Annotated in this window: 20 protein-coding genes and 2 tRNA genes; 13 read left to right on the forward strand and 9 right to left on the reverse strand. The window is 71.3% G+C overall.

Going from position 1 to position 23,422, the window contains the following annotated elements; genetic code table 11:
• Window positions 1-18: 18 nt before the first annotated feature.
• The 5 genes from cofC to OIE47_RS05890 all read left to right on the forward strand — a co-directional run bounded on the left by cofC (window position 19) and on the right by OIE47_RS05890 (window position 5,989).
• Window positions 19-639 (forward strand): 2-phospho-L-lactate guanylyltransferase, encoded by a 621-nt coding sequence (gene cofC / locus OIE47_RS05870; RefSeq protein ID WP_326560471.1) that lies wholly within the window; start codon window positions 19-21, stop codon window positions 637-639.
• 95 nt (window positions 640-734) lie between these two features.
• On the forward strand, window positions 735-932 hold the full coding sequence (locus OIE47_RS05875) for a cold-shock protein (RefSeq protein WP_326560472.1): 198 nt from the start codon (window positions 735-737) through the stop codon (window positions 930-932).
• Between the two features lie 165 nt (window positions 933-1,097).
• Window positions 1,098-3,449 (forward strand): RNA degradosome polyphosphate kinase, encoded by a 2,352-nt coding sequence (locus OIE47_RS05880; RefSeq protein WP_442792057.1) that lies wholly within the window; start codon window positions 1,098-1,100, stop codon window positions 3,447-3,449.
• Window positions 3,450-3,593: 144 nt separating this feature from the next.
• Window positions 3,594-5,123 (forward strand): CYTH and CHAD domain-containing protein, encoded by a 1,530-nt coding sequence (locus OIE47_RS05885; RefSeq protein ID WP_326560473.1) that lies wholly within the window; start codon window positions 3,594-3,596, stop codon window positions 5,121-5,123.
• The gene (locus OIE47_RS05890; RefSeq protein WP_326560474.1) at window positions 5,120-5,989 is read left to right on the forward strand and encodes an NUDIX hydrolase; all 870 of its coding nucleotides are present in this window, start codon (window positions 5,120-5,122) and stop codon (window positions 5,987-5,989) included. The genes OIE47_RS05885 and OIE47_RS05890 overlap by 4 nt, the downstream gene beginning before the upstream one ends.
• A 30-nt stretch (window positions 5,990-6,019) precedes the next feature.
• Here the strand turns inward: OIE47_RS05890 and OIE47_RS05895 are convergent, their stop codons facing one another.
• The 4 genes from OIE47_RS05895 to leuC all read right to left on the reverse strand — a co-directional run bounded on the left by OIE47_RS05895 (window position 6,020) and on the right by leuC (window position 11,154).
• Window positions 6,020-8,029: an endonuclease/exonuclease/phosphatase family protein gene (locus OIE47_RS05895; RefSeq protein WP_326560475.1), complete on the reverse strand. Its 2,010-nt coding sequence runs from the start codon at window positions 8,027-8,029 to the stop codon at window positions 6,020-6,022.
• Window positions 8,030-8,264: 235 nt separating this feature from the next.
• Window positions 8,265-8,879, reverse strand: a complete 615-nt coding sequence (locus OIE47_RS05900) for an HU family DNA-binding protein (protein WP_326560476.1) — start codon at window positions 8,877-8,879, stop codon at window positions 8,265-8,267.
• A gap of 218 nt (window positions 8,880-9,097) precedes the next feature.
• The gene (gene leuD, locus OIE47_RS05905; protein ID WP_326560477.1) at window positions 9,098-9,685 is read right to left on the reverse strand and encodes a 3-isopropylmalate dehydratase small subunit; all 588 of its coding nucleotides are present in this window, start codon (window positions 9,683-9,685) and stop codon (window positions 9,098-9,100) included.
• Window positions 9,686-9,699: 14 nt separating this feature from the next.
• On the reverse strand, window positions 9,700-11,154 hold the full coding sequence (gene leuC / locus OIE47_RS05910; RefSeq protein ID WP_326560478.1) for a 3-isopropylmalate dehydratase large subunit: 1,455 nt from the start codon (window positions 11,152-11,154) through the stop codon (window positions 9,700-9,702).
• Between the two features lie 49 nt (window positions 11,155-11,203).
• Between leuC and OIE47_RS05915 the strand changes: the two genes are divergently transcribed.
• The gene (locus OIE47_RS05915; protein WP_326560479.1) at window positions 11,204-11,890 is read left to right on the forward strand and encodes an IclR family transcriptional regulator; all 687 of its coding nucleotides are present in this window, start codon (window positions 11,204-11,206) and stop codon (window positions 11,888-11,890) included.
• Window positions 11,891-12,280: 390 nt separating this feature from the next.
• Here OIE47_RS05915 and OIE47_RS05920 read toward each other — a convergent pair.
• From OIE47_RS05920 to OIE47_RS05930, 3 genes are all read right to left on the reverse strand, one after another.
• Window positions 12,281-12,353, reverse strand: a tRNA-Glu gene (locus OIE47_RS05920).
• Between the two features lie 84 nt (window positions 12,354-12,437).
• Window positions 12,438-12,512 (reverse strand) — tRNA-Gln (locus tag OIE47_RS05925).
• Window positions 12,513-12,643: 131 nt separating this feature from the next.
• Complete coding sequence (locus OIE47_RS05930) at window positions 12,644-13,447, reverse strand: fumarylacetoacetate hydrolase family protein (protein ID WP_326560480.1); 804 nt, start codon at window positions 13,445-13,447, stop codon at window positions 12,644-12,646.
• Between the two features lie 165 nt (window positions 13,448-13,612).
• Here OIE47_RS05930 and OIE47_RS05935 point away from each other — a divergent pair, with 165 nt between their 5' ends.
• From OIE47_RS05935 to OIE47_RS05960, 6 genes are all read left to right on the forward strand, one after another.
• A complete protein-coding gene (locus tag OIE47_RS05935) occupies window positions 13,613-15,427 on the forward strand; it encodes a hypothetical protein (RefSeq protein WP_326560481.1) in 1,815 nt (604 codons plus the stop codon).
• 235 nt (window positions 15,428-15,662) lie between these two features.
• Window positions 15,663-16,097 (forward strand): protein-tyrosine phosphatase family protein, encoded by a 435-nt coding sequence (locus OIE47_RS05940; protein ID WP_326560482.1) that lies wholly within the window; start codon window positions 15,663-15,665, stop codon window positions 16,095-16,097.
• A 120-nt stretch (window positions 16,098-16,217) separates the two neighbouring features.
• Window positions 16,218-17,087 (forward strand): 3-methyladenine DNA glycosylase, encoded by an 870-nt coding sequence (locus OIE47_RS05945; RefSeq protein WP_326560483.1) that lies wholly within the window; start codon window positions 16,218-16,220, stop codon window positions 17,085-17,087.
• A 103-nt stretch (window positions 17,088-17,190) separates the two neighbouring features.
• Complete coding sequence (locus OIE47_RS05950) at window positions 17,191-18,660, forward strand: outer membrane protein assembly factor BamB family protein (RefSeq protein WP_326560484.1); 1,470 nt, start codon at window positions 17,191-17,193, stop codon at window positions 18,658-18,660.
• Window positions 18,657-20,063 (forward strand): outer membrane protein assembly factor BamB family protein, encoded by a 1,407-nt coding sequence (locus OIE47_RS05955; RefSeq protein WP_326560485.1) that lies wholly within the window; start codon window positions 18,657-18,659, stop codon window positions 20,061-20,063. The genes OIE47_RS05950 and OIE47_RS05955 overlap by 4 nt, the downstream gene beginning before the upstream one ends.
• A 216-nt stretch (window positions 20,064-20,279) precedes the next feature.
• Window positions 20,280-21,551, forward strand: coding sequence for an ISL3 family transposase (locus tag OIE47_RS05960; protein WP_326562955.1), 1,272 nt, complete (start codon window positions 20,280-20,282; stop codon window positions 21,549-21,551).
• A gap of 101 nt (window positions 21,552-21,652) precedes the next feature.
• Here the strand turns inward: OIE47_RS05960 and OIE47_RS05965 are convergent, their stop codons facing one another.
• Entirely contained in the window at window positions 21,653-22,153 is a 501-nt protein-coding gene (locus OIE47_RS05965; RefSeq protein ID WP_326560486.1) for a DinB family protein, read from the reverse strand.
• Between the two features lie 119 nt (window positions 22,154-22,272).
• Here OIE47_RS05965 and OIE47_RS05970 point away from each other — a divergent pair, with 119 nt between their 5' ends.
• Window positions 22,273-23,079 carry a maleylpyruvate isomerase family mycothiol-dependent enzyme gene (locus OIE47_RS05970; protein ID WP_326560487.1) on the forward strand — a complete coding sequence of 269 codons (807 nt, stop codon included), beginning with the start codon at window positions 22,273-22,275 and terminating at the stop codon, window positions 23,077-23,079.
• Between the two features lie 116 nt (window positions 23,080-23,195).
• Here the strand turns inward: OIE47_RS05970 and OIE47_RS05975 are convergent, their stop codons facing one another.
• Entirely contained in the window at window positions 23,196-23,390 is a 195-nt protein-coding gene (locus OIE47_RS05975; protein ID WP_326560488.1) for a DUF397 domain-containing protein, read from the reverse strand.
• Window positions 23,391-23,422 lie beyond the last annotated feature (32 nt).

Raw genomic sequence — 23,422 nt, forward strand, 5'->3', positions numbered from 1 at the left:
GGCTGGCAGGATGATCGTGTGACCGAACCGACCTGGACTGTGGTGGTGCCGGTCAAGCGGCTCAGCGCGGCAAAGAGTCGGCTGCGTGGCGCGCTGCCGGGGGTTCCGCACGAGCCGCTGGCCCTGGCCCTGGCGCTGGACACGGTCAGCGCCGCGCTGGCGAGCCCGGCGGTCGCCGGGGTGCTGGTCGTGACCGACGACATAGCGGCCGGTCGGGCGTTGGGCGCGCTCGGCGCCCGGATCACCCCGGATCCGCCGACCGGCGGGCTGAACGGCGCCTTCACCCTCGGCGCCGCCCTGGTCGACGGCGCGGGGGTGGCGGCACTCACCGCCGACCTGCCGGCCCTGCGTACGGCCGAACTGACCGCCGCGCTGGCCGCCGTGGGGGCCGGTCCGCCGCGACTGCGCCGGTTCGCCCCGGACACCCCGGGCACCGGTACGGTGCTGCTGGTGGCGCCGGCGGGCGTACCGCTGGATCCGCGCTTCGGTGGGCCGTCGGCGGCGGCGCACACTGCCTCCGGGGCGCTCGCCCTGACCGGGGCCGGGCCGACCCTGCGCCGTGACGTCGACACCCGAGCGGACCTGCTCGCGGCGGCGGCACTCGGCCTCGGCCGGCACACCGCCGCCCTGCTCCCCTGACCGGCGCGGTCCCCCGCCGCCCATCCCTCCCCGGCCGGCGGCACTCTTCCCCGGCCGGCAGCCGACGCCGCCGGCCCCGGTGTACGGTGCTGGGCATGCAGGGCACCGTGGCGACGTACGACCCGCAGACCCGGTCCGGCACGCTCCTGCTGGACGACGGCACCGAGGTCGCCTTCCCGGCCACCGCGTTCGACGCCTCGGGGCTGCGACTGCTCCGTCTCGGGCAGCGGCTGAAGATCGAGTACGGCGCGTCCGGCGAGGTTACCCGGATCACTCTGCCCGGCCTGGTGTGATCATCAACCCAGCGGATTTAAGCGGAATTATTGGTGCAAGGTTGAGCCCTTTTTGGGCGAGATGACCGGGTTGTAGCGGCTCCCGTGTGCGCATTGTCCGACTTGCCGTGATCCGAAGATGGCAAGTTCATTTTGCGTTCACCCGCTTCGGGCAATGATGAAGCGGTGAGCACCCCGCCCGCCCACCCCCGCCCCCAGTCGCCCGGCCGCGCCCTGGCCACCACCCCGCGTTCGGCGCTGCCGGACTCCGAACCGCTCGTTCCGCCCGGTACGCCCCATCGGGGAGCGAACGGGCGGTTCGTCCGACCGGCCGAAAACGGCAAGGACTCCGACAACGGTCCCCTGCCCGGCACCGGGAGCACCCCGCCGCCGGCCCAGGATCCGCCGGCCGTGGCCGAGCCGCTGCCCGAGGACCGGTTCCTCAACCGGGAACTCTCCTGGCTGGACTTCAACGCCCGGGTCCTGGCCCTGGCCGAGGACCGGGCCACCCCGCTGCTGGAACGCGCCAAGTTCCTGGCCATCTTCGCCAGCAACCTGGACGAGTTCTACATGGTCCGGATCGCCGGCCTGAAGCGGCGGCTGCAGGCCGGGTTGCCGGTACGCGGCGGCGACCGGCTGCCGCTGCGTACGCAACTGGAGCTGATCGCGGAGAAGACCGCCGACCTGGGCGCCCGGCACGCCGGGTGCTTCGTCGACGACGTGGTGCCCCGGCTGGCCGCCGCCGACATCCACCTGATCCGCTGGGCGGAACTGCCCACACCCGAGCGGGAACGGCTGCGCACCTACTTCCGGGAACACATCTTCCCCGTGCTCACCCCGCTCGCGGTCGACCCGGCGCACCCGTTCCCGTACATCTCCAGCCGGTCGCTGAACCTGGCGGTGGCCGTACGCGACCCGGACGGCGGGCCGGAGCTGTTCGCCCGGGTCAAGGTGCCGAACAACGTGCCGCGTTTCGTCCGGGTCGAACGGGACACCCCGGGGATGCGCTTCCTGCCGCTGGAAGACCTGATCGCGGCCCACCTCAACCAGCTCTTCCCCGGGATGACCGTGGCCGAGTGCCACCTGTTCCGGATCACCCGCAACGCCGAGGTGGAGGTCGACGAGGACCGGGACGAGGACCTGCTCCAGGCGTTGGAACGCGAGCTGGCCCGGCGCCGGTTCGGTCCTCCGGTACGCCTCGAGGTCGCCTCGTCCATCTCCGACCACGTACTCGACCTGCTGGTCCGGGAACTCGACATGGACGACCAGGACGTCCTGCGGGTGCCGGGGCTGCTCGACCTCTCCTCGCTCTGGCAGATCTACAACGAGTGCGACCGGCCCGACCTCAAGGAACGCCCGTTCGTGCCGGCCACCCACCCGCGACTGGTCGAGGGCGAGGTGCCGCGCAGCGTCTTCGCCACCCTGCGCGACGGCGACATCCTGGTCCACCACCCGTACCACTCGTTCGCGACCAGCGTGCAGCGGTTCATCGAGCAGGCCGCCGCCGACCCGAACGTGCTCGCCATCAAGCAGACCCTCTACCGGACCAGCGGCGACTCCCCGATCGTGGACGCCCTGATCGACGCCGCCGCCGCCGGCAAGCAGGTGGTGGTCCTGGTCGAGGTGAAGGCCCGGTTCGACGAGGTGGCGAACATCGGCTGGGCCCGGGTGCTGGAACGCGCCGGCTGCCACGTCGTGTACGGCCTGGTCGGCCTGAAGACGCACTGCAAGACCGCCCTGGTCGTACGCCAGGAGGGCAACCAGATCCGCCGCTACTGCCACATCGGCACCGGCAACTACCACCCGAAGACGGCCAGGCTCTACGAGGACTTCGGCATGCTCACCGCCGACCCGGAGGTGGGCGCGGACCTGACCGACCTGTTCAACGTACTGACCGGTTACAGCCGGCAGACCCGGTTCCGCCGGCTCCTGGTCGCCCCGGAGGGCGTACGCAGCGGTCTGATCGAGCGGATCGACCGGGAGATCGCGCACGCCGCACTCGGGGTGCCGAGTCTCGTGCAGATCAAGGTGAACTCCCTGGTCGACGAGGAGATCGTGGACGCCCTCTACCGCGCCTCGCGGGCCGGAGTGCACGTGGACCTGATGATCCGGGGGATGTGCACGCTCCGCCCCGGCGTACCCGGCCTGTCGGAGAACATCCGGGTCCGGTCGGTCCTCGGCCGGTTCCTCGAACACTCCCGGGTGTTCCGGTTCGGCAACGGCGGCGGAACGCTCGCCGCCGACGCGGCGGCCGGTGGACGGCCGGTCGGCAACGGCGGCTCGGCCGAGTTCTGGATCGGCTCGGCGGACCTGATGCACCGCAACCTCGACCGTCGGGTGGAGGCGCTGGTGCAGGTCACCGACCCGGTCGCACGGGCCGAGCTGGACCAGGTCCTGACCACCGCGATGAGCGACGACGTGGCCTCGTTCGAGCTGCACCCGGACGGGACCTGGAGCCGGCGGATCGGTGAGCCGGACCGGCCGCTAGTCGACTTCCAGGACGCGATGCTGCGCCGGGTGGCCCGCGCCGCCAAGTAGGGGCCGGGTACCGCGCCGCCAAGTGAGGCCGGGTGGCCCCGGCGGCCGGGCCGCCCCGCGCACGGCGAGGCGGGCGGACCCCGGTGACGGTGCCGGATCGGCGCAGAAGTCCGCCGGGGGGACCGTCGTGGATAGGCTTGGCGGATGTTGGAGGAGGAACGCAAGTACGAGGTTGACGAGAACTTCACGCTGCCGGACCTGTCCGCGACGGTGCCGCCCGGGGGAAGGGTGCTCGCCCTGCCCCCGGTGACCCTCACCGCCACCTACCTCGACACCACCGATCTGCGGCTGGCCCGCGCCGGTGTCTCGTTGCGCCACCGCAAGGGTGATCCGCTGCCCTGGACGGTCAAGCTCCCGTCCGACGTGCCGGGGACCCGGCACGAGATCTCCCGCCCCGGCAAGCGCCGGGAGACCCCCGCCGAGCTGACCGCGCTCGTCACCGCGTACTCGCGGGGGGTGCCGTTGGTGCCGGCCGCGGTGGTCCGCAGCGTCCGGCACGCGTACGAACTGCGTGACGACGCCGACCGGGTGCTGGCCGAGATCGCCGACGACGCGGTGTCGGTGCTGGACGGCGACCGGGTACGCAAACGGTTCCGGGAGGTCGAGGTCGAACGCAAGGGCGGCGACGGGGACCTGCTCGACCGGGTGGAGGCGGTGCTGCGCGACGCCGGTGCGGTCGCGGGCGGCTTCACCCCCAAGCACGTACGCGCCCTCGGGAAGGCGGCGGCCGGTCCGGCGGACCTGGTCGCACCGGCGGAACTGCCCGGCAAGGCCACCGCCGGTGACGTGGTGACGAACGCGATCCGGCGTGGTGTCGGCAAGGTGCTCGCGCACGACCCGCTGGTCCGGTTGCGCCAACCGGTAGGCGACGACGACACCGCCGTACACCAGATGCGGGTCGGCTGCCGGCGGCTGCGCAGCGACCTGCGTACGTTCCGGTCGCTACTGCGCCCCGAGTGGGTCAACCCGCTGCGTGACGAGCTGAAGTGGCTCGCCGACGTGCTCGGGGAGGCCCGCGACGCGGAGGTGCTCCGGGACCGGCTGCACGTGACCGCGGACGCGGATCCGCTCAGCGGGCTGGACCGGGCGGCGGTGGACCGGATCGACGCGGTGTTGGAGCAGCGGCACGAGCGGGCGCTGACCTCGGTCGACGAGGCCCTCGGCTCGGAGCGGTACGCGGCCCTGGTCGAGGCGCTGGTCGCCGCCACCCGCGAGCCGCAGTTGACCGGGGCGGCCCGGGGACGGGCGGTGGACGTACTCCCGAAGTTGGTCGCCAAGCCGTGGCGCCGGCTGGCCCACGGCGGCAAGGACAGCGACGCCGCCGCCGACCTCGACCCGCTGGCCCCGGACGAGCGGTGGCACGCGGTACGGATCAACGGCAAGAAGGCCCGGTACGCGGTCGACGCGGTCGCCCCGGTCCTCGGCGGCGGGGCCCGCAAGCTGGCCAAGTCGCTGTCGCGGGTGCAGGAGCTGCTCGGCGAGCACCAGGACGCGGCGGTGGCCGCCGAGACCTGGCTCGGGGTGGCGGCGGACGATCCGACCGACCATGCCCTCGCGGTGACCGCCGGACGGCTGGCCGAGCGGGAGCGGACCACGATCCGCCGGATCCGGGCGGAGTTCCCGCAGGCGTGGCAGGGGACCTCCAAGGGAAGCCGGACGGACTGGCTGCCGTGAGCCCACTGATCCGAGCGGCCGGCGGTGTCGTCTGGCGCCCGTCCGAGCAGGGGGTGCAGGTGTGTGTGGTGCACCGCCCCCGCTACGACGACTGGTCGTTGCCGAAGGGCAAGCTGGACCGGGACGAGCACCCGCTGGCCGCCGCCGTACGAGAGGTCGCCGAGGAGTCCGACGTACGGGCGGTGCCGCAGGCCCGGCTGCGCAGCGTCCGGTACTTCAGTGACGGTCGGCCGAAGCGGGTCGACTACTGGTCGATGCGGGCGGTCGGCACGGGCGGGTTCGAACCGGGTACGGAGGTCGACGACATCCGTTGGCTTCCGCTGGAGGACGCGATCGGCCTGGTCACGTACCCGCACGACATCTGGGTCCTGCGCGACTTCGCCGCCCTGGCACCGGTGACCGCGGTCCTGGCGGTGTTCCGGCACGCCCAGGCGGGCAACCGGGCCACCTGGTCCGGGCCGGACACCGCCCGCCCGCTGGATCAGGAGGGCATCGCCCAGGCCCGTGCGGTGGCGTCGCTGGGGGCGCTGATCCGTCCGGTACGGCTCCGCTCGGCGACCGCCCGGCGGTGCGTACAGACGGTCGAGCCGCTGGCCGAGCTGTTCGACCTGCCGATCGAGGTCGACTCCGATCTCGACGAGCCGAAACCGGGGCAGGACGTGGCCGAGTGCGCGTTGGCCCTGGCCGCCCGGCTGACGGAGTTGGCGGCGGACGGGCGTACGACGGTGGCGTGCAGCCAGGGCAAGGTGATTCCGGGCGCGCTGGAGCACCTGACCGGCGTACCGGGCGACTACCGGACCCCGAAGGGCGGGGGCTGGCTGCTCGCCTTCTCCGGCGACCGTCTGCTCGGCGCGGACCGCCTGTAGCGGGGCGCCCGGCCGGGCAGGCCGGGCTCGTCAGCCGGGCAGGGTGAGGGTGACGGCCACGGCCAGGTGGTCGGAGGCGGTGCCGGGTACGACGGTCACCTCGGTCGCGGTGAGACCGCCGGCCACGAGTACGTGGTCGATCTGCTCCACCGGGTTGTCGGCCGGGCTGGTCGGCAGCGGCCGGTCGGCGGCGAGCGCGTCGACCAGTCCGGCGTCCAGGAGGGCCTGGAACGCCGGCTCCACCGGTTGGGTGTTCAGGTCCCCGGCCAGCACCAACGGCCGCCCAGCGGCCAGCTCGACGGCGTAGCGGGCCGCTTCACGGGCCTGTGCCACCGGTCCGTCGTCGGGCGGCGGTTGCAGGTGGGTGGAGACGACGACCAGCTCGGTGCCGCCGATCCGGAGCACCACGCCGAGCGCCTGGGCGCCGGTGACCGCACCCAGCCGGGGCAGGACGACCGTGCCGGCCGAGTCGACCGGCAGCGAGGTCAGCACGGCGTCGCCCCAGACCGGGTCGGCGGCCGGTGCGAACGTGTACCGCATGCCGAGGCGGCCGGCGAGCAGGGCGAGGGTGTCGTGTCCGCCGTTGAGCAGCCAGGCCCGGTCGACCTCGCTCAGGACGACCACGTCGGGCCGCTGGCCGGCGAGCACGTCGGTCAGCCCGTCCAGGTCGAACCGCCCGTCGAGCCCGAAGCCCATCCGGATGTTGTAGGCGACCAGGCGCACCCGGTTGCCGTCCGGCGTCGGCGCGGCGTCGGCGCCCGGTGGGGCCAGCAGGCCGCCGACCACCGCGAGCGCCGTACCGGAAATCACCGCCGTCCGCCGCCAGGACCGCAGCGGCGCCCGCACCCCGCCGCCGGCCGTTTCGGGTACGCCCTCAGCCCGCACTCCGTCATCCGTTTCGAGTACGCCCCCCGCCCGCACCGCCCCGGTCGCGACCGGAGCCCGGATCGCCAGCACGGCCACGAGGAGCGCGACCAGGACCGGGAACGCCCCGTTGGGGTAACCGATGTCGTAGGCCGCGTAGTAACCGATCGCACCGACGACGAAAACGAGGGTCCCGCCGAGCGCGGCGTAACCCGGCCGGGACGACGGCCCAGCAGTCCCGGTTGACCCGTCCGTCCCACCGGTACCGTCGTCCACCACGGACGCACCGGCGGAAGCGTTCGCCAGGGCCAGGCAACCGCCGAGCCCGGCGGCCGCGAGCAGCATCGCGAACGGCAGCGCCAGCGGCAGGTTGAGCGCGAACAGGACGCTCCCGGCCAGCAACGCGACCGGGTAGAGCCAGCGGAGCAGGCGTTGGCGTACCGGCCCGAGCCCGGTGGCCAGGAACAGTCCGACCGCCGCCGCGACCAGGACGGTCACCGGCAGCGGCTCCCCCGCCGGCGGGACCGCCACCCGGTCGAACCCCGCGGCGACACCGGCCAGGTAGGACGCGCCGGTCGCGGCGAGCGCGGGTGAACCGGCGAGCATGCCCCAGAGCAGCAGGGCCGGGCCGACGAGCAGCCACGGCCGTGCCGGCCCCGCCCGGTACGGGCCCCACGCCGAGAACTGCGCGACGAGGAACGCTCCCGCCACCGGTACGAGCACCAGGAAGTCCACGTTCCCGCGCCAGACCAGGTCGTACGTGCCGAGTGCGGTGTGCAGTACGGTCGTCGCCGCCAACCCCACCACCACCCCCGGTACGGCAACCGGTGCGGTGGTGGCGAGTCCGGCGAGCCAGACCAGTCCGGCGAGCAGGCCGGCGCTGGCCAGGTAGAGCTGCGCCTGCCCGCCCTCGGTGGCGGGCAGCAGGAGTCGGCTCCCGACCAGGACGACCGCCGCGACCGTGGTGACCCGACCGGCGCCGAGGAGCCGGAACAGCGCCGGTGCACCGAGCGGGAGCACGAACCAGAGCAGGGCGAAGGCGCCCATCAGCTCGGCCGGGGTGGATGCGGCCTGCCCGAAGATGGTGATGATCGACGGCAGCCAGACCCGCAGGATGTCGACGAGGAGCAGCACGCCGAGGGCGGCGGCGATGAGCGCAGGAGCCGAACGACGCACCGGGACTCCCGTGGGGGCGGGGGCGGACGAGGTCGGGCCATTCTCCGGCGAACCCATCGACGGGTCAACGCCCGTACGCGGTCGGTGTTCGTACCCGTTGTCCGGCCCGGCCGGCGCGCCCCGCCCCGACACGCCTGTCCCGGCCCCGTTTCCCGCCCCGGCGCTGTCCTTCTGCGGTGGCGCACACGAAGGCGCCCACCGGCGGAACCGGTGGGCGCCCAGGTGGTGCGGTGTTTCAGCGTCGGGCGGCGGCCTTCTTGGCCGGGGCCTTCTTCGCGGGAGCCTTCTTCGCCGCTGTGGCGCGGGTGGAAGTGCTCTTCGCCGCCGTGGTCTTCTTGGCCGCGGCGGTCTTCTTGGCCCCGGCGGACTTCGTCGCCGGTGCGGTCTTCTTGGCCGCCGCCTTGGTGGCGGTGGTCTTGGCGGGTGCCGCGGCCTTCTTGGTGGCGGTCGCCTTCTTGGTGGCCGCCGCCTTCGTGGCCGTGGTTGCCTTGGTGGCCGCCGACTTGGTCGCCGTCGACTTGGTCGCCGTCGCCGTCGCCGTGGTCTTCTTCGCCGCGGCGGCGGTCTTCGGCACCTTGCCGCTGGACACCATGTCCTTGAACCCGGCGCCCGGCCGGAAGGCCGGGACCGATGTCTTCTTCACCTTCACCGACTCGCCTGTTCGAGGGTTCCGCGCTGTTCGCGCCCCCCGGACACGCTTTTCGAAGACTCCGAAACCGGTGATCGCCACTTTCTCCCCCTTGGCGACCGCCCCCTGAACCTCGGCGAGGACCGCGTCGAGCGCCGCCGTCGCCGTCTTCCGGTCCCCCAGGCGAGCGGCGAGCGCCTCGATGAGCTCGGCCTTGTTCACGACTTCCCTCCCGTATGTGCAACTGGACTCAACGCGAGCCATTCTGCGCGCACGGTATGCCCTGTGCCACCGGGACACAAACATCTGCGGGAAAAAAGCCATTGTGTCGCAACGGATTCGCCCCCACCGGCGGCTCGGAGCTGCCCGGAAGGCGTAGGGCAGCAACGAATCCGTAAGTCCGGCGGGGGCGAAAACGGCTCCCGGGAGGGCGGTGTGGGCTATGCCACGACCGGCAGGAAGGGGAGCCGGTGGCGCTCGTACTCGGTGATGTTGGTCTCGTGGCGGAGGGTCAGTCCTATGTCATCCAAGCCCTCGATGAGCCGCCAGCGGCTGAAGTCGTCGAGCGGGAACGACCAGGTGGAGTCACCTGCCCGAACCTCCCGGGCGGTCAGGTCGACGGTGATGCGAGTGGTCGGGTCGGCCTCGACCAGGTCCCACAGTTCCTCGACGGCCTTCAATTCGAGCTCGACCGGCAAGAGACCTTCCTTGAGCGAGTTGCCACGGAAGATGTCACCGAAGCGAGGAGAGATCACTACGCGGAATCCCCAGTCCCGCAGCGCCCACACGGCGTGCTCGCGCGATGACCCGGTGCCGAACTCCGGCCCGGCCAATAGGATCGACGCACCGGAATAAATGGAATCGTTGAGTACGAATGCCGGGTCCTCTCGCCACGCACTGAAGAGGCCGTCGGCGAAGCCGGTTCTGGTGACCCGCTTGAGATACACCGCCGGAATGATCTGATCTGTATCCACATTGGAGCGACGCAACGGGACCGCGGTGCCGCTGTGCACGGTGAACTTTTCCATGTCGTATCAGCCCTTCACAGGTCGGCCGGGGCGGCCAGCCGGCCGATCACGGCGGTGGCGGCGGCGACCGGCGGGGAGACCAGATGGGTACGCCCGCCACGGCCCTGCCGGCCCTCGAAGTTGCGGTTGGAGGTGGAGGCGGAACGCTGCCCGGGCTTGAGCGTGTCCGGGTTCATACCCAGGCACATGGAGCACCCGGCGAACCGCCACTCGGCCCCCGCGTCGATGAAGACCTTGTCCAGCCCCTCCTGCTCGGCCGCCTCGCGTACCGCCGCCGAACCCGGTACGACGAGCATCCGTACGCCCTCGGCGACGCTGTGCCCGCGCAGCACGTCGGCGGCCGCCCGGAGGTCCTCCAGCCGGCCGTTGGTACAGGAGCCGACGAAGACCACGTCGACCGGGACCTCGCGCAGCGGCGTACCGGGGCGCAGGTCCATGTATTCCAGCGCCTTGCGGGCGGCGGTCTGCTCGGCCTCGGTGACGAAGTCCTCCGGGTCCGGCACGATCGCGCTCAGCGCGGCACCCTGCCCCGGGTTGGTGCCCCAGGTGACGAACGGGGTGATCCGGGTCGCGTCGAGGAAGACCTCGGTGTCGAAGGTCGCGTCGGAGTCGGTCGGCAACGTGCGCCAGTACGCCTCCGCGGCGTCCCAGTCGGCGCCCTGCGGCGCGTTCGGGCGACCCTTGAGGTACGCGAAGGTGGTCTCGTCCGGCGCGATCATGCCGGCCTTGGCGCCCCACTCGATCGACATGTTCGCGATGGTCATCCGGCCCTCCATGGAGAGCTTGCGGATCGCCTCGCCCCGGTACTCGACGATGTGGCCGCGCCCGCCGCCGGTGCCGACCTGGGTGATCAGGGCCAGCACCAGGTCCTTGGCGGTGACGCCGGGGGCGAGTTCACCGGTGACCGTGACCGCCATCGTCTTCGGCCGGATCTGCGGCAGCGTCTGGGTCGCCAGGACGTGCTCGACCTCGCTGGTGCCGATGCCGAAGGCCAGCGCGCCGAACGCGCCGTGGGTGGCGGTGTGCGAGTCGCCGCAGACGATCGTGAGTCCCGGCTGGGTCAGCCCGAGCTGGGGGCCGATCACGTGCACGATGCCCTGGTTCTCGTCACCGAGCGGGTGCAGCCGGACCCCGAACTCGGCGCAGTTGTTGCGCAGCGTCTCGATCTGCGTACGCGAGGTCGGGTCGTCGATCGTGAGCAGGTCACCGCGACGGGCCCGGAACGCGGGGTCGGCGTACCCGGTCGGGGTGTTGTGGTCCTCGGTCGCGAGCGTGAGGTCGGTACGCCGGACCCGGCGACCGGCCATCCGCAGCCCGTCGAAGGCCTGCGGGCTGGTCACCTCGTGCAGCAGGTGCAGGTCGATGAAGAGCAGGTCCGGTTCGCCGTCGGCGGATCGCACCACGTGAGCGTCCCAGACCTTCTCGGCCAGGGTCCTGGGCGAGGACGGTGTTGGCGTGACTCCCACCATCTGGACATCCTAAATTCTGGGAGGTATGTTTCGGCTTGTGGGACACAGTATGAGCGGTGTCGGCGTTCTCGACAAGGCGGTGGTCATCCTGGCCGCCTGCGTGGACGGCGCCAGCCTGGCCGAACTCGTCGATCGCACCAAGCTGCCGAGAGCCACCGCGCACCGGTTGGCACAGGCCCTGGAGATCCATCGAATGCTGGTACGCGACACCCAGGGGCGGTGGCGTCCGGGCCCCCGGCTGGGTGAGCTGGCCAACGCCGCACCGGATGTGCTGCTGACCGCCGCCGAGCCACTGCTCGCCGCGCTGCGCGACGCCACCGGGGAGAGCGCACAGCTCTACCTGCGCCGGGCGGACGAGCGGATCTGCGTGGCCGCCGCCGAGCGGGCCAGCGGGCTGCGCGACACCGTACCGATCGGTGCGGTGCTGCCGATGACCGCCGGATCGGCCGCCCAGGTCCTGCTCGCCTGGGAGCCTCCGGAGGCGGTCATGCCGCTCCTGCCCCGGTGCAAGTTCACCGGCCGCACCCTCGCCGAGGTACGCCGCCGGGGCTGGGCGCAGAGCGTTGCCGAGCGGGAGGTCGGTGTGGCCAGCGTCTCCGCCCCGATCCGCGACCGGACCGGCCGGGTGATCGCCTCGGTCAGCATCTCCGGGCCGATAGAACGCCTGGGCCGCCGCCCCGGTGACCGCCACGCCATGGCCGTAGTCCGCGCCGGCCAACGCCTCAGCGGCCTCTAACCCACCCCCTCCCCCCTCCTCCCCCTCCTCCCCCTCCCCCAGATCCGCGCTCTTGTAGAGAAAGAGTGGTTATCCCATCGCGGATAGCCACTCTTTCTCTACAAGTGTGGTCATCTCCGTCGGAGCAGGTGTTCGGCGGAGCAGGTGTTCGGCGGAGCAGGTGTTCGGCGGAGCAGGTGTTCGGCGTGCACGGGCGGTACGACGACAGGTTGAGGGCGCGGGGCGGCTCCGGCGGGCGCGACGGCGTGGAAGCTCGGGCGTGGGCGGGGTGGATCGCCGCAGGTGCGGAACGGGCGACGAAAAAAGCGAGCGAAGTGCCGGCGGCACCGCGCTCGCTATCGCATAATAAAAATAGCCCGCGCCACTTGCGTGACACGGGCTCCGAACCTGTAGCCCCGACGGGATTCGAACCCGCGCTACCGCCTTGAGAGGGCGGCGTCCTAGGCCGCTAGACGACGGGGCCAGGACTTTCTGTCTTACTTTGTCCTCCGAAGAGGACCGCTGAACTCTATCAGAGACCAGCTACCGGCGCCATCTCTGGCGTCGGTGGCTGGGGTACCAGGACTCGAACCTAGACTAACTGAACCAGAATCAGTTGGGCTGCCAATTACCCCATACCCCATCGGTGCCTTCCGGCACCGAGAAAAGACTTTACCGGACCGACTGGGAGAGGCCAAATCGGGTTATGGATCCGGCCTCCACCAGCGGATGAGCGGCCGTTGGCCGGGCCGCTCGGCGTACTGGGCGGGTCGTTCAGTCCAGCGCCACCACGGGATTCGACAGCTCGCCGATCCCGTCGATCCGCACCGTGACGGTATCCCCGTCGGTGAGCTGGCTAACCCCCGCCGGGGTGCCGGTCAGGATCACGTCGCCGGGCAGCAGCGTCATGACGTGTGAGATGTAGGACACCAGGGTCGGTACGTCGAAGACCATGTCCTTGGTACGGCCGAGCTGACGTACCTCCATCTGGTCGGGGTTGCGACCCACCTCGCAGCGAATCTCCAGGTCACTGACGTCGAGGTCGGTCACGATCCACGGCCCGATCGGGCAGAACGAGTCGAAGCTCTTCGCCCGCGTCCACTGGCCGTCCGCGCGTTGCAGGTCGCGCGCGCTGACGTCGTTCGCGGCGGTGTAACCGAAGATCGCCTTCGCGGCGGTCGCCCGGTCGACCCGGCGGGCACCGGTCACGCCGATCACCACGGCCAGCTCCGCCTCGTGCTCGACCTGCTTGGACTGGGTCGGCAGTCGGATCGCGTCCCGTGGCCCGATCACCGAGGTGGAGGGCTTCAGGAAGAGCAGCGGCTCGGTCGGCACCTCGGCTCCGTGCTCGGCCGCGTGCTCGACGTAGTTCCGCCCGACCGCGACCACCTTGCTGGGCAGGATCGGCGAGACGAGCCGTACGTCGGCCAGCGCCCAGCGGGCGTTGGTGAGCTTGATCTCCCCGAACGGGTGACCCTCGATCTCGGCGACCGTGAGGGCGCCGGGGCCGGCGTCCGGCTCACCCTCCACGACGCCGAACGACATTCCCTTGGCATGAGCAAAACGAACGATACGCACCTGGCCAATCTAGCCGTACCAGCGCCAATCCGGCCGGTGACCACCGTCGGTACGGGTACGGCGACGCGGCACCATACTCCAGCCGTTCGGCCGGACGATGCGATTCGCCCCTTCCAAACACCATTGACCGAACGGCGGCTTAGCGTCAGAAAAGGAGGTCTCGTTGTGATTTCTGCATCGACCCGACGGCGCCTGGCCAGTACGGTCCTCGCGGGCTGTCTGCTCTCCACCATCCTGCCCGGCGGGGCCGCACGGGCAGCGCCTTCGGCGGTCACGGTCGTGATGGCGAGCGGTGGCCACCACGCGCCCACCTATCAGATCCTGGTGCACAACGGCACCACCAGCACCATCGACACCACCGTCCGCCAGGAGTTGCCGCGGGGCACCACCCCGACCGTGGTCAGCGACGGCGGCCAGACCAGTCTGCCCGCCGGACAGACCGGTGGTACGGAGGTCTCCTGGCGCCTGCAACTCCCGCCCGGCGGCATGCACACGCTGAACACCGCGCTGGCTCCGACCCCGCCCGGCGTCCCGATGAGCGCACCCGCCTGCGCCTTCGCCGGGGCCGGCGACATCCCGTTCGACTGCGCGAGCGCGACCTGGCAGGCCGGCCAGGCGGAGAAGGCCGAGGACGCCGACACGGCGATCTGGCAGCGCCCGGCGTACCTGTTCGGCGCGGCGGTGGTGCTCCTGCTGCTCCTGGTGGCGGGACTCTGGTGGTGGCGCCGCCGGATCCGCCAGCGGGCCAACCGTGGCCGCGACGGAGGGCCCGGCGGCGGGTCGGGCGGCGGGTCGGGCGGCGGAGCCTCACGGGGCTTCGGTGGGCCACCGACCGGCGGCGGGGCGCCACCCGGCAGCGGGCCATCCAGCGGGGTCGGGCCACCCACCGGGGGCGGAATGCCACCCGGCCGCGGAACACCGGCGGGTGTGGGCGCACCGGCGGGTGTGGGCGAGCCGCCGTTCCTTGACCGGCCGGCGACGTTGGACCGCCCGCCGCCCGGACTCGCCCGGGGGCTTGCCCGGGGTGTGGCCCGGATCCGGCCGGGTGACGGCGCCGAGTCGTGGCCTTCGCCGAGGCCGACGTGGGGCGGGAACATCCCGCCCGAGGAACGACCGGCGACCGGTTGGGCCTCGGTAGACCTGCCACCGGCCACCACCGACGCACCGTCCCCATCCCCGTCCCAACCCAACCCGAGCCAGCCCGGCCCCACCCAGGCCAGCCCGAGCCAGGCCAGCCCGAGCCAGGCCAGCCCGAGCCAGGCCAGCCCGAGCCAGGCCAGCCCGAGCCAGTCAGGATCGAGCCGGCAGCAGGATCAGGTGCGGCAGCTCTCGGCCACGATCCCGAGCATGCCCGACGGCATCCCCAACACGTTCCTCTCCGGTGGGTCACCAACGGCGCCGCCCCGGCCGGCCGTACCGGGGCGGAGCAAACGGCGTACGGGGCCGCCGGTCTGGGGGGTGATCGGGATCGCGGTGGTGATCGTCGGACTGGTGGTGACGGCGGCTACCTGGGCGGCGACCTCGAAGGTGAGCGCGATCGACACGGGCAAACAACCGACCAGCGGCGCCTGGGTGGGCCGGACCAGTACGGGCACGATCGGCGCGACCATGCGCGACGCCACCTTCGAGTTCACCATCTACCGGGTGAACTGCGGGGACTCGGTCCAGCAACCGGCCGGACCCCGACCGTCCGGACACCGGTGCCTGGCCACCATCAGCGCCCGCAACGTCAGCAAACAACCTCAACTCTGGTACGGCGAATCGCAGCGGGCGTACGCGGCGACGGGCAACTGGGTGACCACGGACCTCGGCGCCACCAGGGCGGTCAACGGCGGGCGGGACATCTTCGCCGAGCCGGTGCCGCCGAGCGAGCGGATGCTCTTCCCGATCGTGTTCACCATGGACGGGCCGAACCCGCCGACCCGGGTCGAACTGCGCGGCGCGGTCTTCTCCGCCGGCGTCAGCGTCGCCGTGACCTGACCCGCGCCCGCCACCACTCATGATCGACCCACGCCCGCCGCCGCTCATGATCACTGCGCTCTGATCTGTTCTACAGGGGCACCCGGCAACAGCTCAGCGCGCGTGGATCAAGACCGCCCACCAAGCCGCCCGCCCGCCCCACCAAGCCGCCGCCCCACCAAGCCGCCCGCCCCACCAAGCCGCCCGCCCGCAAGTCGGGCTCATCCGGACCGGGCCGCCCGCCTACGCTGGCCGGGTGACGGAGCTTTGGGAACCGACGGGACCGGGCGTACTGAGGCTGCCGTCCGGGCGCCTGGTCCGGGGACGTGGCCTGCGGCACCCGCTCCCGGCCGGTCCGGAGCCGACGTCCGGGGTCTACCTGCTCGGCCGCCCGCCACCGCCGACAACCTGGCCGGCGCAGTGGCTCCGCTGGCCGGACTTCCGCCTGCCCGCCGACCGTGAGCAGGCCAGGAGCGTGTTCGCCGACATCTGGGAGCGGGCCGCCACCGAGCGGATGGAGGTCGCCTGCGGGGGCGGGCGGGGGCGTACCGGGACGGCGCTCGCCTGTATCGCGGTGGTCGACGGGGTGCCGGCCGACCGGGCGGTGGCCTACGTCCGGGAGCACTACGACCGCCACGCCGTCGAGACACCGTGGCAGCGGCGGTACGTCGAACGGTTCACCACCGGGTAGCCCCGCCGCGGGCTGGGGCGGACGACGGGCCACTGCCCACGCTGCCGCCGCTGGCTGGGCGGACGGGAGGCCACCGCCGCTGGCTGGGGTGGCCGGCTGGCCAGTGCGTACGCTGGGCCGGTGACCATTGCTGCCGCCCGTACCGTCGTGCTCGACGCGACGACGTGGCAGGCCCGGCGGGCGGCCCACGAACGCCGGGCGGACGACTGGCTGGCGCCGCACCTGCGGCGGCGGCAGGCCGGCGAGCGGCACCCGGTCGAGGACTTCCTGTTCACCTACTACTCGCACCGGCCGGCGCAACTGCGACGCTGGCATCCGGGCGCCGGGGTGGTGCTGGCCGACGCGGACCCGGACGACTTCGGCCGCGACTACCGGTCGACGTCCGCCGGGCTCACCCTCGACACCGATGCGGTACGCGCACGGCGCGGCGACTCGATCGACTGGATCCGTACGCTGCTGAGCCGGACCGCCGACCGTCCCGCCCAGTTCGGCTGCTTCGGGATGCACGAGTGGGCGATGGTCTACCGGCAGACCCAGCAGGAGGTTCGGCACAACTCCTGGCCGCTGCGACTGTCACCGGAGCAGACCGCGCAGACCGTCGAGCGGACCGGCGTACGGTGCAGCCACTTCGACGCGTACCGGTTCTTCACCGCACCGGCCCGGCCGTTGAACCTGCTCAATCCGACCCGGGAGACCCAGCACGACCTGGAGCAGCCCGGTTGCCTGCACGGCAACATGGATCTTTACAAGTGGGCCTACAAGCTGTCGCCACTGGTGCCGAGCGAGTTGGTGGCCGACGCCTTCGAGCTGGCTCGGGAGATCCGGACGCTGGACATGCGGGCCAGCCCGTACGACCTCGAGGCTCTCGGTCACCCGCCGGTCCGGGTGGAGACCGCCGAGGGACGGGCCGAGTACGCCTCCGCCCAGCGCGCCTTCGCCGAACGCGCCGCACCACTGCGCGCCCGCCTGCTCGCCGCCATCCCCACCTGACGTCCGTCCCCCACCCGACATCGATCTCCACGTGACATCGCTCCCCACCTGACATTCATCGCCGCCTACCATTCGGGGTGACACCGGCAAACGGGGGACGGCGATGGTCGGCACGGCACGCACCGGCGAACGTGCCGGGGACCCACCGGAACTGATGATCGACCTCGGTGCCGTACGGGACGATCCGGTCGACGTCGAACCCCGTCGACCGTTCACCTGGCGCCGGCTGCGACCGGTGGCGCTCGGACTCGTGGCGGCGCTGCTGCTCACCACCGGTGGGTCCGGGCTGCCGCCGGAGCCGATCCTGAGCGAGATCGCCAGCTTCCCGCACCCGCCCGCCCGCCAACAGGCCGCCTTCCCCGACCGGGGCATGCTGCTCACCGAGGACCGGCTCTTCATCGCCGCCCCGGAGCAGGGCGACCTGATCTGGCGGGTCTCGGCGTACGAGCTGGACCGGGGGCGTCGGGTGTGGACGTACGACCTGCCGGTGTGGCCGGGCACCAAACTGGAACTCCAGCACCGGGCCGGGATCCTGCTGCTCACCGGACCTCGACCGGACCGGACCGGCATGCGTACGGTCGCGGTCGACGACCGTACGGGTCGGGAACGCTGGTCACTGCCGAACGACGTGCAGTCGCTCGGCGACGACGGGACGGCGCTCGCCATCGACATGGTCTTCCCCGACGATCCCGCTCTTGCCGACTCACCGGAGGGGAGAAGCTCCTCCTACGCGTCGCCGTGGGGAACGTTCTACGGCGGGCCACCGCTGGGGAGGGTCGTCACCGGCATCGACCTGGGCACAGGTCAGGTGCGGTGGCGTTCCGAGCTGTTGAGCAGCGCGGTCATCGACGTCAGGGTCCTGTTCAGCGACGGCACTCTCAGCCGGATGCCGGACCGGGACTACGACCTGGCGGTGCGTACCGCCGACGGTGCCGCCGAACTGCGGGATCCGCGTACGGGCGCGGTGCGGCACCGCTTCCCCACGGTCAACCCCGGCGCCCTGCAACTCGGCGGGGATCTGGTGCTGGTCCGGCACAACTCCCTGGAGGTCACGGCGTACTCCACGCAGACCTACCGGCAGGTGTGGAGCCGACCGGTACGTGACGACACCTTTCTGGGCTTCTGCAGCTCGGATGAACTGATCTGCGAGTCCGGTCCGCAGGGCGCGTGGACGATCGACCGGGCCGACGGCAAACGGCTCTGGCCGATTCCCAGGGAACACGCGATCGCCGAAGCGGGCGGGCACCTGATCGAGTTCGTGCCCCAGGGCACGATGCGACCGCTGCGTACCGTCGACCCGCTCACCGGCGCGCCCCGGCTCCACCTGATGAACTGGAAACGCGCCGACGTCATGGCCAGCGGACGGGTCCTCTTCGTCAACCCGGAGACGTTCAGCGGGCCGACCTGGCTGGGAGTGCTCCGACCGGGTTGGGTGGCTCCGGTCGCGCTCGGGATGGTCCCGGTCGGGGTCTCCGACTGCCAGCTCACCGCGAAGGTGATCGCCTGCACCACCACCGACAACGCGCTGCGGATCTGGCGCTACCGGACCCCGGTCCAGGCGGAGGACGAGTGACTACGAGCAGCAGTACGAGCAGCGGAGCGCGAACGGATGCCGACACGCCCGTACTGATCGATCTCGACCTGTCGGGCGACGAACCGGCGGCGGGTGCCGTACCCGGTTTGCCGGTGTCGTTGCGTCGGCTGCGCTTCGGGGCGCTGGCGGTCGGGGCGGCGCTGCTGCTGGCCCTCGGTGGCTCGGCGGCACCCGGACCGTCGTCACTGACCGAGATCACCACCCTGATCGTGGCGCCGAACCGGGGCTTCGTCCTCACTCCCGACCGGCTGTTCGTCGGGGTGGACCAGCCCGGCCAGGCCGGCGAGTCCGTCGCCGCGTACGAGCCGCGTCAGGGGCGGTTGCTCTGGACCACCGAGTACGACCGGGACAGCACCGCCGCCGGATCGCTCGCCCGGCAGGTCGGGGACGTGCTGCTGACCCGGGTGCTGCGGGGCGAGGGCACGAGCACGACCGCTGTGGACGCGCGTATCGGCGAGGTCCGCTGGTCGGTGCCGGGTGAGTTGCGGACGATGACCGACGGCCGTACGGGGCTGACCATCGAGAAGGTCCTTCCCCCCAACTCCGAGGCACTGGAACTGTCCTCTTCGTACTACCCGTCCGCGCCCGGCGACGCCCACCTGGTCGCGCCGCTGGGGGTGGTGGTGCGGGCGTACGACCTGGGCACCGGGCAGGCGCTCTGGACTTCGGTGCCGGTGGCGGACGCGATGGCCACCAACTGGTCGAACGCCCCACCGGCCGAGAGTGCCGCGGTGGTGGTCACGACCGTGGACGGCCGGGTCGAGCAGTGGGATGCCCGGACCGGCAAGGCCAGGCAGAGCCTCCCGGCTGTCACGGTGGAGCCGCCTGCGGTGGTGGTGGCCGGGGACCTGCTGCTGGTTCAACGGGCGGACGGGGTACTGACCGCGTACGCGGTCGACACGTTCACCGAACGGTGGCACCGGACCCTGGGAAGTCCGGAGGTGGCCGTCAACAACTGCGGCGACCAGCCCTGCGTGGGCAACGGCTCGGGCTGGACGGTGCTCGACCCGGGCACCGGAAAGCAGACCGGTCCGAAGACCGATCCCAACACGGTCCGGGTGATGAACGGGAGCCATGTGGTCGAGTTGGGGCCCGGTGACGGCGGGCTGGCTCGTAGCGTCGACCCGGCCACCGGCCGGACGTTGGCCGACCTGACCGGCTGGGTGCAGATGAGCACCGCACCGCCGGGCAGACCGGCACTGCTCACGGCCCCGAGCAAGTCGGGCGCGGCGACCTGGTTCGGTCTGCTCGAACCGGGCGCGACCGAGGTGCACCTGCTCGGGATAGTGCCCTACGGGGCGGGGTACTGCCAGCTCGATGCGGACATCATCGTCTGCCAGGACGAGTCCAACGTCCTGCGCGTCTGGCGCTACCACCGCTGATCCGCCCGGTCCGCCCGCGAGCCGCCCTCAGCTCGGAACCATCGCGCCCCGAACCATCGCGCTCCGGAAAACTAAGCAACGCTTTCAACTCGTACATCGTCTTTGGCTCTTGTGACGCTTCCGTGGGTGGTTGGGCGCGTCGTTGTGGGGCACGCCGTTGTCCTGCCTAGGTTCTGGCTTGTCGAAGGTCAGAACTTTCAGTGGCGGGAGAACGGCGTGCGTAATGCCAGGTTATGGGCTCGATTGCTCGGCGTCGAGAAGACGGTGGTCGAGGGTGTCGAGTTCGATGAGGATGCGGGTGTGGTGGTGGCGTCGGTGCGGCCGGGGCGTGGTCAGCGGCGTCGGTGTGGGGTCTGCGGGCGGCGGTGTCCTGGTTATGACCGGGGTGAGGGGCGTCGTCGGTGGCGGGCGTTGGATTGGGGAACGGTCCGGATGTTCGTCGAGGCTGACGCGCCTCGGGTCCGTTGTGTCACTCATGGGGTGGTGGTGGCCGCGGTGCCGTGGGCGCGGCATGGTGCCGGACATACCCGTGGTTTCGATCAGACGGTGGCGTGGCTTGCCACGGTGTGTGCGAAGAGTGCGGTGACGGAGTTGATGCGGGTCGCGTGGCGGACGGTTGGTGCCGTGGTGGCCAGGGTCTGGGCGGATGTTGAGGCCGGGAACGATTTGCTGGCGGGGTTGCGTCGGGTGGGGATCGATGAGATTTCCTACCGGAAGGGCCGTAAGTATCTGCTCGTGGTGGTGGATCATGACTCGGGTCGGCTGGTTTGGGTGGCCAACGGGGCGAACCAGACCACCCTGGGCCGGTTCTTCGACCTTCTCGGCGAACGGCGGTGCGCGGAGATCAGTCACGTGTCCTGCGACGGGGCTCGTTGGATGAGTGACGTCATCACCGCTTACTGCCCGCAGGCGGTGCGTTGTGCTGATCCCTACCATGTGGTGGCGTGGGCGACCGAGGCCCTTGACGTCCAGCGGCGTCAGTCGTGGAACGCGGCCCGTGGGGCGGCGCGGGGTATCAGCCACAACCGGAGATCACGCGGGACGGCGAAGCTGCTGAACAACGCCCGGTGGGCGTTGTGGAAGAACCCCGAGAACCTCAGCGAACGTCAACGCGAGCAACTGGCCTGGATCGCCAGGACCGACCCCGTGTTGCACCGGGCCTGGGCCCTGAAAGAGGGCCTACGGACCGTGTTCGCGATCGCCAGACGCAGCCCGGCCGAAGCCGTCGAGGCCCTGGACAGGTGGATCAGCTGGGCCCGCCGATGCCGAATCCCGGGCTTCGTGAAACTCCAGCAACGGATCGTCCGTCACCGTCACGCGATCATCGCCTCGATCGAACACCGCCTGTCCAACGCCATCGTGGAGTCCACCAACACCAAGATCCGACTCATCATCCGCAGGGCCTACGGATTCCACTCCGCCGACGCCGTCATCGCCCTGGCCATGCTCACCCTCGGCGGCCACCGACCCAATCTCCCCGCCAGATAACCCACGGACCAGTCACAAGAGCCTCGTCTTTGATGTGCGTCAAAGACGATGTACGAACCTGACGCGTTATACGCCTGGCCGGGAAGGGCGGCGGTGTTGTGTCACGAAGCGTGGTCGCCCGTTGCCCCGTCGAGGAGTTCTCGCATGATGTCCATGTGACCGGCGTGCCGAGCGGTCTCCTCGATCATGTGCACCAGCACCCAGCGCATGGAGACGGTGTCGCCGCGCCACGAAGTGCCGTGCGCGTCGAGGTCGATCTCGGAGATCGCCTCGTCGGCCGCCGCGCAGGCTCGCTGGTAGAAGGCGACGATGTCCGCCGTCGTCTCCCCCGGATCGGCCCGCATGTCGGATTCCGGGTCCTGGTCGAGGTCGAACGGCATCGGCTCGACCGGCCGGCCGAACGTCTCGCAGAACCATCCGTACTCGACGCCGGCCAGGTGCTTGACCAGGCCGAGCAGGCTGGTGCCGGACGGGACCATGGGCCGACGCAGCCGCTCGTCGTCGAGATCCCGGACCTTCCAGAGGATCACGGCACGATGGCGGGCGAGGCTGGTGACGAGAGTCGTCTTCTCGTCCGAGGTACGAACCTGCGGTGGCGTCACCTCGGAACGCTAACCCGTCGGTACGACACCAGCCGCCCGCCCCCGTACGCCAACTGCCCGCCGCGTCGGCGGTGAAAAGCCCTGCCTGGTTTGCCGGTGCGTGGTGGTAGACAGGCAGCGTGGCAGAGACTCCGGAGTTCCCCGACCTGGTACGGCTGATCGACGAACGATCGAGCGCGTTCCGGGCCGCGCTCGCCTCCGCGCCCAGCCTGGAGGTGCAGGTGCCGACCTGCCCCGAGTGGACGCTGCTGGATCTGGTGCAGCATCTGGGCAAGGGACGCCGACGGTGGGCCGCGATCGTCGGCGCGGGGCCTGCCGACGCTCCCCCGCCCGAGACCGCCGCGAAGGGTCCGCTGGTTGGCCCCCGTGAGCGCGAGGCCCTGTTGGCTTGGTCGGCCGAGTCCACGGAGCAACTGCTGGACGCGCTGCGGGAGTCCGGCCCGGATCGCGGGTGCTGGACGTGGTGGGGCAGGTCGATGTCGCTACAGACCTCCGGTGCCGTCGCCCGGCACCAGCTCCAGGAGGTCGCGGTGCACACCTATGACGCCCAGCTCACCCTTGGTGCCGCACAGCCGCTGCCGGAAGAGGTGGCACTCGACGGTGTCGAGGATTTCCTGCTCACCTGCTGCGCGACGACGGCCCCCTGGCCGCACGAGCGTGCCGCCGTCGACTACCACGCTACCGAGGGCCGCTCCTGGCGCCTTTGGCTTTCCGCCGACGGCGCACGGGTCGCCCGTCTCCCCACGCCCGGCACGATGACCGCCACCGCTGCCGGCGAGGGACCGGACGCTGTCGACGCCTCCCTCTGGGGTACGGCCAGTGAGCTGGTCCTGGTCTTCTACGGCCGTGTTCCGGTGGACTACCTGAAGGTCGACGGCGACCGACGGATCTTCGACCTGCTCATCGACTGGGACCCGGACGCGTAGCACCGTGAAACCGCATCGACCGGTGACAGCAACGCAGCGCTGAGGCGGGCGAAACCATCGCCCGCCTCACTGCTCGTCCCCGGACGAGGAACGCTCTGCGCAGTACTCGAAACGGGTTACGGGCGGCGAGAACCTACGTCGGCCACGAACGCCCGCCACGCGGCAGGACCGAACGCCAACGTCCCACCCTCACGGTCCTTGGTATCCCGCACGAACACCCGCCCCGGCAGGTTGTCCGCCACTTCGACGCAGTCGCCACCCTGGGTGTTGCTGCGGCTGCTTTTACGCCACCGGGCGCCGATCAGGTCCATGTCTCTGCCACTCCCGAAGTCAAGGCAAGGGA

This window comes from Micromonospora sp. NBC_01796 (assembly GCF_035917455.1).
In the GTDB taxonomy this organism is placed as follows: Bacteria; Actinomycetota; Actinomycetes; order Mycobacteriales; family Micromonosporaceae; genus Micromonospora_G.

What these genes read in the sequence shown, in the direction of transcription:
- OIE47_RS05875 (WP_326560472.1), top strand. Translation starts at nt 735, where the DNA reads ATGCAGGGCACCGTGGCGACGTACGACCCGCAGACCCGGTCCGGCACG.
- OIE47_RS05950 (WP_326560484.1), top strand. Translation starts at nt 17,191, where the DNA reads ATGGTCGGCACGGCACGCACCGGCGAACGTGCCGGGGACCCACCGGAA.
- leuD (WP_326560477.1), bottom strand. Translation starts at nt 9,685, where the DNA reads ATGGAAAAGTTCACCGTGCACAGCGGCACCGCGGTCCCGTTGCGTCGC.
- OIE47_RS05885 (WP_326560473.1), top strand. Translation starts at nt 3,594, where the DNA reads ATGTTGGAGGAGGAACGCAAGTACGAGGTTGACGAGAACTTCACGCTG.
- OIE47_RS05915 (WP_326560479.1), top strand. Translation starts at nt 11,204, where the DNA reads ATGAGCGGTGTCGGCGTTCTCGACAAGGCGGTGGTCATCCTGGCCGCC.
- leuC (WP_326560478.1), bottom strand. Translation starts at nt 11,154, where the DNA reads ATGGTGGGAGTCACGCCAACACCGTCCTCGCCCAGGACCCTGGCCGAG.
- OIE47_RS05975 (WP_326560488.1), bottom strand. Translation starts at nt 23,390, where the DNA reads ATGGACCTGATCGGCGCCCGGTGGCGTAAAAGCAGCCGCAGCAACACC.